The 12,207-nt window shown below is 64.7% G+C and carries 12 protein-coding genes, 2 tRNA genes and 1 riboswitch; of the genes, 12 read left to right on the top strand and 2 right to left on the bottom strand.

The features are described 5' to 3' along the window. The first annotated feature begins 25 nt into the window (after nt 1-25). From metK to AC3WG5_RS09505, 4 genes are all read left to right on the top strand, one after another. Nucleotides 26-1,195 carry a methionine adenosyltransferase gene (metK, locus tag AC3WG5_RS09490; RefSeq protein WP_014085971.1) on the top strand — a complete coding sequence of 390 codons (1,170 nt, stop codon included), beginning with the start codon at nt 26-28 and terminating at the stop codon, nt 1,193-1,195. Between the two features lie 177 nt (nt 1,196-1,372). Further along, a riboswitch (S-adenosyl-L-homocysteine riboswitch) is annotated at nt 1,373-1,443 on the top strand. Nucleotides 1,444-1,507: 64 nt separating this feature from the next. Further along, on the top strand, nt 1,508-2,920 hold the full coding sequence (gene ahcY, locus AC3WG5_RS09495; RefSeq protein ID WP_014085972.1) for an adenosylhomocysteinase: 1,413 nt from the start codon (nt 1,508-1,510) through the stop codon (nt 2,918-2,920). 240 nt (nt 2,921-3,160) lie between these two features. Continuing rightward, the gene (gene metF, locus AC3WG5_RS09500) at nt 3,161-3,997 is read left to right on the top strand and encodes a methylenetetrahydrofolate reductase [NAD(P)H] (protein ID WP_008953433.1); all 837 of its coding nucleotides are present in this window, start codon (nt 3,161-3,163) and stop codon (nt 3,995-3,997) included. Nucleotides 3,998-4,191: 194 nt separating this feature from the next. Then, entirely contained in the window at nt 4,192-4,563 is a 372-nt protein-coding gene (locus AC3WG5_RS09505) for a TIGR00645 family protein (RefSeq protein ID WP_492568505.1), read from the top strand. A gap of 155 nt (nt 4,564-4,718) precedes the next feature. Here AC3WG5_RS09505 and AC3WG5_RS09510 read toward each other — a convergent pair whose 3' ends face one another. Then, nucleotides 4,719-5,198 (bottom strand): Lrp/AsnC family transcriptional regulator, encoded by a 480-nt coding sequence (locus tag AC3WG5_RS09510; RefSeq protein ID WP_008953431.1) that lies wholly within the window; start codon nt 5,196-5,198, stop codon nt 4,719-4,721. Nucleotides 5,199-5,369: 171 nt separating this feature from the next. Between AC3WG5_RS09510 and AC3WG5_RS09515 the strand changes: the two genes are divergently transcribed. The 7 genes from AC3WG5_RS09515 (at nt 5,370) to AC3WG5_RS09545 (ending at nt 10,840) form a co-directional block, all read left to right on the top strand. Continuing rightward, complete coding sequence (locus AC3WG5_RS09515) at nt 5,370-6,155, top strand: phenylalanine 4-monooxygenase (RefSeq protein WP_492568506.1); 786 nt, start codon at nt 5,370-5,372, stop codon at nt 6,153-6,155. 77 nt (nt 6,156-6,232) lie between these two features. Next, on the top strand, nt 6,233-7,315 hold the full coding sequence (hppD, locus tag AC3WG5_RS09520; protein WP_492568507.1) for a 4-hydroxyphenylpyruvate dioxygenase: 1,083 nt from the start codon (nt 6,233-6,235) through the stop codon (nt 7,313-7,315). A gap of 235 nt (nt 7,316-7,550) precedes the next feature. After that, nucleotides 7,551-8,681 carry a homogentisate 1,2-dioxygenase gene (locus tag AC3WG5_RS09525; RefSeq protein ID WP_492568508.1) on the top strand — a complete coding sequence of 377 codons (1,131 nt, stop codon included), beginning with the start codon at nt 7,551-7,553 and terminating at the stop codon, nt 8,679-8,681. Nucleotides 8,682-8,862: 181 nt separating this feature from the next. Further along, nucleotides 8,863-9,846, top strand: coding sequence for a fumarylacetoacetate hydrolase family protein (locus AC3WG5_RS09530; protein ID WP_492568509.1), 984 nt, complete (start codon nt 8,863-8,865; stop codon nt 9,844-9,846). Continuing rightward, nucleotides 9,839-10,489, top strand: coding sequence for a maleylacetoacetate isomerase (gene maiA / locus AC3WG5_RS09535; RefSeq protein WP_492568510.1), 651 nt, complete (start codon nt 9,839-9,841; stop codon nt 10,487-10,489). Before AC3WG5_RS09530 ends, maiA begins: the two co-directional genes overlap by 8 nt. Before the next feature lie 153 nt (nt 10,490-10,642). Continuing rightward, nucleotides 10,643-10,718, top strand: a tRNA-Phe gene (locus AC3WG5_RS09540). Nucleotides 10,719-10,764: 46 nt separating this feature from the next. Beyond that, nucleotides 10,765-10,840: transfer RNA gene (locus AC3WG5_RS09545), tRNA-Phe, on the top strand. Nucleotides 10,841-10,896: 56 nt separating this feature from the next. Here the strand turns inward: AC3WG5_RS09545 and AC3WG5_RS09550 are convergent. Then, a complete protein-coding gene (locus tag AC3WG5_RS09550; protein ID WP_492568511.1) occupies nt 10,897-11,676 on the bottom strand; it encodes an AraC family transcriptional regulator in 780 nt (259 codons plus the stop codon). Between the two features lie 132 nt (nt 11,677-11,808). On the opposite strand from AC3WG5_RS09550, the gene AC3WG5_RS09555 reads away from it, so the two are divergent. Beyond that, the coding region (locus AC3WG5_RS09555; protein WP_492568512.1) for an EamA family transporter at nt 11,809-12,207 on the top strand (399 nt) is incomplete at its 3' end.

Genomic DNA, 12,207 nt, shown 5'->3' on the forward strand with positions numbered 1-12,207 from the left:
GGCTTTCTCCGGGAATGAAAAATCAATGAGCGAATACCTGTTTACTTCTGAATCGGTGTCCGAAGGACATCCGGACAAAGTAGCCGACCAGATCTCCGACGCCATCCTCGACGCCATCCTGCGCGAAGACAAGCATGCACGCGTTGCGGCCGAAACGCTGGTGAACACCGGCCTGGTGGTGCTGGCGGGCGAGATCACCACGGCCGCCAACGTCGACTACATCAAGATCGCGCGCGAGACCGTCAAGCGCATCGGCTACGACAACGCTGATATGGGCTTCGACTACCGCGGCTGCGCCGTGCTGGTCGGCTACGACAAGCAGTCGCCCGATATCGCACAGGGCGTCAACGAAGGCCAGGGCCTCGACCTCGACCAGGGTGCTGGCGACCAGGGCCTGATGTTCGGCTACGCCTGCGACGAAACCCCGACGCTCATGCCGTTCCCGATCTACTACGCGCACCGCCTGGTGCAGCGCCAGGCTGAACTGCGCAAGGACGGCCGCCTGCCGTGGCTGCGTCCGGACGCCAAGAGCCAGATCACCTGCGTCTACGATGCCGAGACCGGCCTGCCCAAGCGCATCGATACCGTGGTGCTGTCGACCCAGCACGCGCCGGACATCGACCACAAGGCACTGACCGAGGCGGTGATCGAGGATATCGTCAAGCCGGTGCTGCCGCCGGAGATGCTGACCGCCGAGACCCGCTTCCTGATCAACCCGACCGGCCGTTTCGTCATCGGCGGTCCGCAGGGCGACTGCGGCCTGACCGGCCGCAAGATCATCGTCGACACCTACGGTGGTGCCGCGCCGCACGGTGGTGGCGCCTTCTCCGGCAAGGACCCGTCCAAGGTCGACCGTTCGGCCGCCTACGCCGGCCGCTACGTGGCGAAGAACATCGTCGCCGCCGGGCTGGCGCGCCAGTGCCAGATCCAGGTGAGCTACGCCATCGGCGTGGCGCAACCGACCTCGATCTCGGTCGACACCTTCGGCACCAACAAGGTGCCGAACGAGCTGATCGTCGAGTTGGTCAAGCGCCACTTCGACCTGCGCCCGAAGGGTATCATCCAGCAGCTCGACCTGCTGCGCCCGATCTACGGCAAGACCGCCGCCTACGGCCACTTCGGCCGCGAGGAGCCGGAATTCACCTGGGAGCGCACCGACAAGGCCGCGGCGCTGCGCGCCGACGCCGGGCTGTAATCCGCGTCGGATTTTCTGATGCCAAGAGCGGGCCGTGTGCCCGCTTTTTTCATGCGCGGAGGAGGGGGAACTGGCGGCCTGCCTGCTCGGCTAGCCCCGTTGCCGGGTGTGGTGTTGCCGCTGCAGTGCCGGCGCCTCCCTGTTCGGCCGGAGTGTTTTACGGGTACAATGCCGGGCTAAACCGAGGAGCGCTGCGAGAGGCTGTTCCCTCCCAGGCTCGGTTTCCGCATCAACGGCGCTCACCCTCATAACCCCGTGCCGGACGGGTTTGCGGGTGAGCCGCATCCCACCGGCCACATCGTGGAGTTCTTGATGAACGCTGTGGCTGATACCTTTACCGATTTCTACGTTGCCGATATGGCCCAGGCCGCCTGGGGCCGCAAGGAACTGGCGATTGCCGAGACCGAAATGCCGGGCCTGATGGCGCTGCGCGCCGAATATGGCGACAGCAAGCCGCTCAAGGGCGCGCGCATCGCCGGCAGCCTGCACATGACGATCCAGACCGGCGTGCTGATCGAGACCCTGGTGGCCCTGGGTGCCGACGTGCGCTGGGCCTCGTGCAACATCTTCTCGACCCAGGACCACGCCGCCGCTGCCATCGCTGCCGCTAATATCCCGGTATTCGCCTTCAAGGGCGAGTCGCTGGACGAGTACTGGGAGTTCTCGCACAAGATCTTCGAATGGCCGGAAAATGAACCGGCCAACATGATCCTCGACGACGGCGGTGACGCCACGCTGCTGTTGATGCTGGGCGCGCGTGCCGAGAGCGACCGCTCGCTGATCGCCAAGCCGACCAACGAGGAAGAAGTGGCGCTGTACGCCGCCATCGCCCGTTATCTGGAACAGGATGCCAACTGGTACTCCAAGCGCCTCAAGCACATCAAGGGCGTGACCGAGGAAACCACCACCGGCGTGCATCGTCTGTACCAGTTGCAGAAGGAAGGCCGCCTGCCGTTCCCGGCGTTCAACGTCAACGACTCGGTGACCAAGTCCAAGTTCGACAACCTGTACGGCTGCCGCGAGTCGCTGGTGGACGGCATCAAGCGCGCCACCGACGTGATGATCGCCGGCAAGATCGCCGTGGTGCTGGGCTACGGCGACGTGGGCAAGGGCTGCGCGCAGAGCTTGCGCGGCCTCGGCGCCACCGTGTGGGTGACCGAGATCGATCCGATCTGCGCGCTGCAGGCGGCGATGGAAGGCTACCGCGTGGTGACCATGGACGACGTGTGCAACCAGGGTGACATCTTCGTCACCACCACCGGTAACGTCGGCGTGATCACCCACGATCATCTGGTGAAGATGCGCAACAACGCCATCGTCTGCAACATCGGCCACTTCGACAGCGAGATCGAAGTCGCCAGCTTGCGCCAGTACCAGTGGGAGAACATCAAGCCGCAGGTCGACCACATCATCTTCCCGGATGGCCGCCGCATCATCCTGCTGGCCGAAGGCCGCCTGGTGAACCTGGGCTGCGCCACCGGCCACCCGAGCTTCGTGATGTCGAACAGCTTCACCAACCAGGTGTTGGCGCAGATGGAAATCTTCCAGCACGGCGAGAAGTACGGCAAAGAGGTCTACGTGCTGCCCAAGCACCTGGACGAGAAGGTGGCGCGCCTGCATCTGGAGCGCATCGGCGTCAAGCTGACCGAGCTGACCCAGCAGCAGGCCGACTACATCAGCGTGCCGAAGGAAGGCCCGTACAAGCCGGCGCACTATCGCTATTGATGTCGGGACGATGAAGGGCGGGCAGGGCAGCCCGCCTTTCTCGTCTAGTGCCGTGGGTCTATTGCTGCTGCCCGAGCCCGGGCTGGTGACGTCCGCCACCCGCCGTGGCCTGCACCGAACGAGCCTTACTTGGGCTGGGCCGCCGGGTGAAATAGACTTGCCATGGCAGCAAACGAAACTATCCGGGAATAACGACCGCTTCGGCCAACCTTGGCACGGGGCGGCGACAGAGATCAGATCATGAGCACCAAGCCGCGTACCTTCAGTTTCGAGTTTTTCCCGCCCAAGACGGCGGAAAGCATCGCCAAGCTGCGTACCACGCGTCAGCAGCTGGCGCAGTTCAAGCCCGAGTTCTTCTCCGTCACCTTCGGCGCCGGCGGCACCACGCGCGAGGGCACGCTGGGGACGGTGCTGGAGATCCGCAACGAGGGCTACGCCGCCGCACCGCATCTGTCGTGCATCGGCTCCACCCGCGACAACATCCGCGCCATTCTCAACGAGTACCGCAGCCACGGCATCCGCCACATCGTGGCGCTGCGCGGCGACCTGCCGTCCGGCATGGGCGAGGCCGGCGAGTTCCGCTACGCCAACGAGCTGGTGGCGTTCATCCGCGCCGAGCATGGCGATCATTTCCACATCGAAGTCGCCGCCTACCCGGAGTTTCACCCGCAGGCGCGCTCCGCCGAGGATGACCTCAACAACTTCGTGCGCAAGGTGCAGGCCGGCGCCAATTCGGCGATGACGCAGTATTTCTTCAACGCCGACGCCTACTTCCGCTTCGTCGACGAGGTGCAGGCGCGCGGCGTGGACATCCCGATCGTGCCGGGCATCATGCCGATCGCCAACTTCGGCCAGCTGTGCCGCTTCTCCGACATGTGCGGCGCCGAAGTGCCGCGCTGGTTGCGCCTGCGCATGCAGGCCTACTACGACGACACCGCCTCGATCCGAGCCCTCGGCCTCGACGTGGTGACCGAGCTGTGCGACCGTCTGCTGACGGGCGGCGCCCCTGGCCTGCACTTCTACACCCTGAACCAGGCCGGCATCGTCTCGACCATCTGGCAACGCCTGGGGTTGTGAGGGGGCGACGATCAACGAGACCTCGCCCCTGGTGGACGCCCGGCACGCGAGCGAGGCGCGCCAATCGCGCCTCGGGCAGGTGATCTTCTGGAGCCGTTGGCTGTAGCTGCCGATCTACCTCGGCCTGATCGTGGTGCAGGGGGGACGCCTGGAAGTTCCTGTCCTCGCTGTGGGAGCTGCTGCACAATCTGCCGGTGCTGACCGAAACCGAGATCATGCTGTCGGTGCTGGCGCTGATCGACGTGGTGATGATAGCGAACCTGCTGCTGATGGTGACGGTGGGCGGCTACGAGACGTTCGTGTCGCGGCTGCGCATCGACAACCATCCGGATCAGCCGGAGTGGCTGGATCACGTCAACGCCTCGGTGCTGAAGGTGAAGCTGTCGATGGCCATCATCAGTATTTCGTCGATCCATCTGCTGCAGACCTTCATCAACGCCAGCCAGTTGCCGGAACACACCATCAAGTGGCAGTTGCTGTTGCATCTGGCCTTCCTGGTGTCGGCGGCGGCGATCGCCTACACCGACAAGCTGCTGCACTCCACCGGGCACAGCAACAAGCACTGAACGCCTCATCAGCAAACGGCCCCGCGGGGCCGTTTTTTCATCCCGGAGCAGGGGCGGGGAATCGCTCTCCACGCGCTTGCGTCCGTCTGCCGACGTCAGACGCCACCGCCGGCTTGGCTGCGGCAGCCGGACGGCGAGCCCGCGACGCGCCCTGCTCAGCCGCCTTTCAGGTGGTCGAGCGGCAGGGCGGCGGTGCGCTTGAATTCCTTCAGCACGAAGCTCGACTTGACGTCCTGGATGCCCGGCTGCTGCAGCAGCTGGTCCATCACGAAGCGCGAGAAGTGCTCCATGTCCTCGAAGTAGACCTGCAGCAGGTAGTCCATCTCGCCGGTCATGGCGTAACAGTTGATGACCTCCGGCCAGCGCTGCACGGCGTCGATGAACAAGTCCAGGTTGCCGCGCTTCTCCAGCATCACGCGCACGAAGGCCTGCAGCCCCAGCCCGATGCGTGCGGGGTCGAGCAGGGCCACGTACTGGCGGATGACGCCGGACTCTTCCAGCTGCTTGAGGCGGCGCAGGCACGGCGAGGGGGAGAGTGCGATGCGTTCGGCCAACTCGACGTTGCTCAGGCGGCCGTTGAGCTGGAGTTCCGCCAGGATGCGCAAATCTGTCTTGTCTAGAGTCATGTCTGGCATTTTGTTCTCGTATCTTCGCTTAATAGTAAAATTTTATTTTAGTTATTAGTATTTTTTGAGTTTCTTTGCAAGGAAATTGCGAAGCAAATTGCCTAAAATGAGCTTGGAAGCATGTTGCATTTTAACAGTGGCGTCAGACCGCTGCAGTGCGTTTACCGAGGAGAGCATGCCATGTACACCGCCGATGCGGCGCTTGAGCGCGCGGACATGAAGTTGTCCGCCTTGCCGTCCGAGCTGGACATTCACCGGGCCGTGGTGCCGGATTACACCGACATCGAGAACCATACCTGGGCCACGCTGCTGGCCAACCAGTGGGCGGTGCTGCCGGGGCGGGCCTGCAACGAGTTCCTGGCCGGGCTCGCGCTGATCGACTTCCCCAAGGAGCATATCCCGCGCCTGGCCGACATCAGCGACCGTATCGAGGCGGCCACCGGCTGGCGCCTGACCCGGGTCGACGGCATCGTCCCCGACAAGGAGTTCTTCGAGCTCCTGGCGCAGCGCATCTTCCCCTCCACCGACTTCATCCGCAAGCCCGAGGAGATCGGCTATACCCCGGCGCCGGACATGTTCCACGACCTGCTGGGTCACGCGCCGCTGCTCTCCAATCCACGCTTCGCCTCGTTCTTCGAGCGCTTCGGCCGCGCCGGCGTCAAGGCCTTCGAGAGCGAGCACCAGGGCCGCGTCTGGCTGCCGCGCATCTACTGGTACACGGTGGAGTTCGGCCTGATCCGCAATCCGGAAGGCCTGCGCATCTACGGTGCCGGCATCCTGTCCTCGCCCAACGAGGTGCTCTACAGCCTGTCGGAGCAGACGCGCAAGGTCGATTTCGACATCGGCCTGGTCGCCGACACGCCGTACGACATTTGGCACATGCAGGACCAGCTGTTCGTGATCGACAGTTTCGATCAGCTGGAACACGAATTCGCGCGCTGGACCGAACAGAACGGTCTGGCCTGAGCGCGACTGATTGCCCCACACCCACCCGGATGGCCCCAGTAGAGGGCCCCTGAAGTAAAACAGAGGAGAAACCCGCAATGAAGATGGAAAGCCTGACCGGCAACCCGCTCGCCACCGACGGCTTCGAGTTCGTCGAGTTCACCGCGCCGCAGGAAGAAGAACTGGAGCATCTGCGCCAGCTGTTCCTGTCGCTGGGCTTCACCGAGATCGCCCGCCACCGCAGCAAGAACGTGCGGCTGTTCCGCCAGGGCGACATCAACTTCATTCTGAACGGCGAGCGCACCCAGCCCGCCAGCGAGTTCGGCAAGGTGCACGGGCCGTCGGCCTGCGCCATGGCCTGGCGCGTGAAGGATGCCGCCCGCGCCTACGACTACGCGCTGGCGCATGGCGGCGACCCGTACGAGCGCCCGATCGGCTGCATGGAACTGAACATCCCGGCGATCGAGGGCATCGGCGGTTCGGCCCTGTACTTCGTCGACCGCTACGGCGACGAACACAACATCTACGACGTCGATTTCGTGCCGCTGCCGGGCGTCGACCAGCACCCGGTCGGCGTGGGGCTGAAGGAGATCGACCACCTCACCCACAACGTGATGCGCGGCAATATGGACAAGTGGGCCGGCTTTTACGAAGGCATCGGCAACTTCAAGGAAATCCGCTACTTCGACATCGAGGGCAAGCTGACCGGGCTGGTGTCGCGGGCGATGACCAGTCCGTGCGGCAAGATCCGTATCCCGATCAACGAGTCGTCCGACGACAAGAGCCAGATCGAGGAATTCCTGCGCGCCTACCACGGCGAGGGCATCCAGCACATCGCGCTGTCCACCGACGACATCTACCACACGGTGGAAACGCTGAAGGCCGCCGGCACGCGATTCCTCGATACCCCGGACAGCTACTACGACCGGACCGACGCGCGCGTGCCGGGCCACGGCGAAGACCTGGAGCGGCTGCGCAAGAACCGCATCCTGATCGACGGTGCGCCGGTGGACGGCGCCGGCATCCTGCTGCAGATCTTCACCGAGACGGTGATCGGCCCGATCTTCTTCGAGATCATCCAGCGCAAGGGCAACGAAGGCTTCGGCGAGGGCAACTTCAAGGCCTTGTTCGAGTCGATCGAGGAAGACCAGATCAAGCGCGGCGTGCTGAAGGCCGACTGAGAACGAGGGACTGAATCGGCTGTGCCCTGCGAGGCCGGCCCGATGAGGCTCGCCGTACCACCGCGACGGCCCAGCCTTGCCACCCTTTTGGGGCGAACCGGCCGCGAGGCGCGGCAATGAGCGCAGGGAATCCCTGTGGGACGATTTCTTGCCCCGTTCGGCGTGCCAAGCGTTGCCTTTCGGCCAACCTTCGAGGTTGGCCGAAGCCCGTGCCAGACCACACAGGAATTGCATCATGCGCAAATGGATCAGCTTTCCGCACCGCGAGGGCACCGTCTCGCGCCAGGCCCACGCCGACCTGCCGGCCGAGGGCATCTACGAACGCGAAGTCGGCCGTAGCGGCTTCTTCGGCCCGGCCACCCACCTGCACCACAAGCACCCGCCCACCGCCTGGAGCGCCTGGGAAGGGCCGTTGCGTCCGCGTGCCTTCGACCTGAACGAGCTGCCGCAGCAGGGCGGCATGCCGTTCGAGGCGGCGTCGGTGCTCAAGAACGCCCACTGCGACTTCCGCCTCTGGAGCGTCGATCAGGCCATGCCGGCGCTGTTCCGCAACGGTGACGGCGACGACGTGCTGTTCATCCACCAGGGTTCGGGCGAGCTGTTCTGCGACTACGGCCACCTCAGCTACCGCGACGGCGACTACCTCCTGATTCCGCGCTCGACCAGCTGGCGCATCGAACCGGCCGAGCACACCACCATGCTGCTGATCGAGGCCACCAACGGCGCCTACCAGCTGCCGGACAAGGGCCTGGTCGGGCCGCACGCCATCTTCGACGAAGCCATGCTCGACATGGCGCAGATCGACGATGCCTTCCGCGCCCAGCAGACCGAGGACGAATGGCAGGTGGTGATCAAGCGCCGCGGCGCGCTCTCCACCGTGACCTACCCGTTCAACCCGCTCGACGCCATCGGCTGGCACGGCAACCTGGCGGTATGCCGCATCAACTGGCGCGACATCCGCCCGCTGATGTCGCACCGCTACCACCTGCCGCCGTCGGCGCACAGCACCTTCGTCGCCGAGCGTTTCGTGATCTGCACCTTCGTGCCGCGCCCGATCGAATCCGATCCCGGCGCGCTGAAAGTGCCGTTCTATCACAACAACGACGACTACGACGAAGTGATCTTCTACCACGCCGGCGATTTCTTCAGCCGCGACAACATCAAGCCCGGCATGCTGACCTTCCACCCCGCCGGCTTCACCCACGGCCCGCACCCGAAGGCGTTCGCCAAGGCGATGAGCGACCCGAGGAAATTCACCGACGAAGTGGCGGTGATGATCGACGCGCGCGATGCGCTGGAGCAGGGCGAGGGGATGGCCGGCGTGGAATGGAGCGGCTATGTCGACAGCTGGAAACCCAAGGACTGAGCTCGGCGGGGTGGCGTTGCCATCCACCTCGCCCGGTTTGAGCGGTACAGCGCCGCGTCATCTAGTCTGAAGAACCCGCGGCGTTTGCCTGTTCCTGAACCGATGCCATGGCGGCGGCAACTGGAGTCCGCCGTCAGCCAGGTTGGCCGAACAACGAGCAAGACAAGACGAGAACCCACCGATGAAACTCGCCACCTATCAGAACCACACCCGCGACGGCCAGCTGATGGTCGTCAGCCACGACCTGTCCCGCGCCGTCGCCGTGCCGCACATCGCCGACACCTTGCAAGCGGCGCTCGACGACTGGAACGTCGTCGAACCGCAACTGCAACAGGTCTACCGGGCGCTCAACCGCGGCGACGCCGCCGGCATCGAAGCCTTTGACCCCACGCGCTGCCACAGCCCGCTGCCGCGCGCCTACCAGTGGGCGGACGGCAGCGCCTACCTCAACCACGTCGAGCTGGTGCGCAAGGCGCGCGGCGCCACCGTGCCTGACAGCTTCTACCACGACCCGCTGATGTACCAGGGCGGCTCGGACAACTTCCTGCCGCCGTGCGCACCGATCCCGCTGCGCGACGAGGCGTGGGGGCTGGACTTCGAAGGCGAGGTGGCGGTGATCACCGGCGACGTGGCCCTCGGTGCCGGCGTCGAGGCCTGCGGCCGCGCCATACGCCTGCTGATGCTGGTCAACGACGTCACGCTGCGCAACCTGATCCCGAACGAGCTGGCCAAGGGCTTCGGCTTCTTCCAGAGCAAGCCGGCCACCGCCTTCTCGCCGGTGGCGGTGACCCCGGACGAGCTGGGCGAGGCCTGGCACGACGGCAAGGTGCACCTGCCGCTGCTGGTCGACTACAACGGGCTGCGTTACGGCGAGCCCGATGCCGGCGTCGAGATGCAGTTCGGCTTTCCCGAGCTGGTGGCCCACGTCGCCAAGACCCGTGCCCTCTGCGCCGGGTCCATCGTTGGCTCCGGCACCGTGTCCAACCACGACCGCCGCGTCGGTAGCTGCTGCCTCGCCGAGCAGCGCATGATCGAGATCATCGACAGCGGCGAGGCGCGCACCCCGTTCATGAAGGTGGGCGACACGGTGCGCATCGAGATGCACGACGCCAGCGGCGCCAGCGTGTTCGGCGCCATCGAACAGACGGTGGTGGCGCATGACTGAGCGCATTCTGTACGACTATTTCCGTTCCAGCGCCGCCTACCGGGTACGCATCGCGCTCAACCTGAAGGAGCTGGACTACATCCAGGCGCCGGTCAGCCTGGTCAAGGGGGAGCAGCAGGGCCCCGCCTACCTGGCCCTCAACCCGCAGGGGCTGGTGCCGGCGCTGTCCGACAACGGCGTGCTGCTGACGCAGTCCTTGGCGATCTGCGAATACCTCGACGAAGCCTACCCCGACACGCCGCGGCTACTGCCGCTGGAGCCGGTGGCGCGCGCCCGCGCCCGCGCCATCGCCCAGTCCATCGCCTGCGATATCCACCCGCTCAACAACCTGCGGGTGCTGAACTACCTCAAGGGCGAGCTTGGCGTCGGAGACGAGTCGCGCAATGAATGGTACCGTCACTGGGTCACGCAAGGCTTTGCCGCGCTGGAGCGTCTGCTGGCGGACACGGCCGGCAGCTATTGTGTCGGCGACAATGTCACGCTGGCCGACGTGTGCCTGCTGCCGCAGTTGTTCAACGCACGGCGCTTCGCCGTCGATCTGGCGCCGTATCCACGGCTGGTCGCCGTGGGCGAGGCGCTGGAGCGGCTGCCGGCCTTCGCCGCCGCTCACCCGTCGTGTCAGCCCGACACGCCGCCGGCCTGAGCGCGGCAAAGCGTATTGGAATGGCTGGTGCTGCCACGTCTGGCGGTTTTTCATGCGATCACCATTTGCATGACTTTCTCGCATTGAGGCTTGACGGCCATGCCATGTATCTGCTTTAATGCTGATCTCTGACGGCGCAGTTAGCCGGATCGGGGCCAATTAGCTCAGTTGGTAGAGCAGCGGATTGAAAATCCGCGTGTCCTTGGTTCGATTCCGAGATTGGCCACCACTCGATTCTTCCTGTGGTAACAACGATCGGCAAACTGTGTTTTCATGGCCAATTAGCTCAGTTGGTAGAGCAGCGGATTGAAAATCCGCGTGTCCTTGGTTCGATTCCGAGATTGGCCACCAGATTCAAGAAAAAGCCCGAACGTCATCGTTCGGGCTTTTTCGTTTCCGATCTACATTCAGCGCCACTGTCGGCGGTATTCCTCGGGTGTCAGTCCCATCAGGCGCTGGAACATGGCGATGAAGGCCGACGCGCTGCTATAACCCAGTTCCAGCGCGGTGTCCTGCACCGGGCGCCCGTCTTCCAGCAGGGCAATCGCCTGCAATACCTTGAGCCGTTGCCGCCAGGCGCTGAAGGACATCCCCAGGTCGCGATGGCAGCGCCGCGACAGCGTACGCTCGGTGCTGTGCACCTCGCCGGCCCACGCTGCCAGCGAGCGCGTGTCCCCCGGCTGCTGCTGCAGGGCATGCAGTACCTTGCCCAGCTGCGGGTCGTCTGACATCGGCAGGTAGCTGTCGTGGCATGGGCTCTCCGCCAGCTGGTCGAGCAGTACCTGGAACAGACGCCCCTCACGCTCGGTGCGGGGGTATTCCAGCTGCCCCCGCCGCAGGGTGTCGAGAATGGCCTGTATCAAGGGGTTGATCGCCAGGGTACATGCTTCCCGTGGCAAGTCGGCACACTGCGCCGGCTCCAGATAGAGCGAGCAGTAGCTCGCCTCGTAGCGGTTGCTCGCCACGTGTTCCAGCTGTGGCGGAATCCAGATGCCGTACTGCGGGGGCGCCAGGTAGTGACGCCCAGCCATCCCCACCTCCAGCACCCCGCTGAACGAATAGACGAACTGCCCCGCCGCATGGCGGTGCGGGGGGTACTCGCTGGCGCCCTCCAGGTGCACCACGCGGAAGGATACCGGCTGAGTCAGCTGTTCGAGCAGGGGCGGCAGTTGTCGGCGATGCGCCATATTGTCCAAAACTCCCTATGGGTTGTCGGAAATTCGCTATTTGATTGTAAACCGCCATCGCTACAATCGGGATATCTTCATCGGGGCCGGTGCTTTCGCGCCCCGACCATGACTTTGAGAATCGGAACTATCATGTCGACCGCTCGCAAACCGCTGGATGGCCTCGCCGCCGGATTGATGTTGCTGCTCTGCCTGTGTTGGGGAATGCAGCAGGTGGCCGTCAAACTGGCGGCCAGTGCCGTCAGTCCCATCATGCAGATCGGGTTGCGCTCCCTGCTCGCCGCCTTGTTGGTGGGCGCCCTGATGTGCTGGCGCCGGGAGCGCTTCTCCCTGCGCGACGGCCGGTTTCGTGCCGGGCTGGTGGCTGGCGCGTTGTTTGCCGGCGAATTCCTGTGCGTCTCGGTCGGGCTGATCTATACCAGTGCCTCGCACATGGTGGTGTTTCTTTATTCGGCGCCGATCTTTACCGCGCTGGGCCTGCACTGGCGCGTCAAGGGCGAACATCTGGAGCGGGCGCAGTGGGGCGGGGTG

This window comes from Pseudogulbenkiania sp. FW507-F1, assembly GCF_058781125.1.

Coding starts and splice junctions, on each gene's coding strand:
- metK (WP_014085971.1), top strand. CDS start 26: ATGAGCGAATACCTGTTTACTTCTGAATCGGTGTCCGAAGGACATCCG.
- ahcY (WP_014085972.1), top strand. CDS start 1,508: ATGAACGCTGTGGCTGATACCTTTACCGATTTCTACGTTGCCGATATG.
- metF (WP_008953433.1), top strand. CDS start 3,161: ATGAGCACCAAGCCGCGTACCTTCAGTTTCGAGTTTTTCCCGCCCAAG.
- AC3WG5_RS09510 (WP_008953431.1), bottom strand. CDS start 5,198: ATGCCAGACATGACTCTAGACAAGACAGATTTGCGCATCCTGGCGGAA.
- AC3WG5_RS09515 (WP_492568506.1), top strand. CDS start 5,370: ATGTACACCGCCGATGCGGCGCTTGAGCGCGCGGACATGAAGTTGTCC.
- hppD (WP_492568507.1), top strand. CDS start 6,233: ATGAAGATGGAAAGCCTGACCGGCAACCCGCTCGCCACCGACGGCTTC.
- AC3WG5_RS09525 (WP_492568508.1), top strand. CDS start 7,551: ATGCGCAAATGGATCAGCTTTCCGCACCGCGAGGGCACCGTCTCGCGC.
- AC3WG5_RS09530 (WP_492568509.1), top strand. CDS start 8,863: ATGAAACTCGCCACCTATCAGAACCACACCCGCGACGGCCAGCTGATG.
- maiA (WP_492568510.1), top strand. CDS start 9,839: ATGACTGAGCGCATTCTGTACGACTATTTCCGTTCCAGCGCCGCCTAC.
- AC3WG5_RS09550 (WP_492568511.1), bottom strand. CDS start 11,676: ATGGCGCATCGCCGACAACTGCCGCCCCTGCTCGAACAGCTGACTCAG.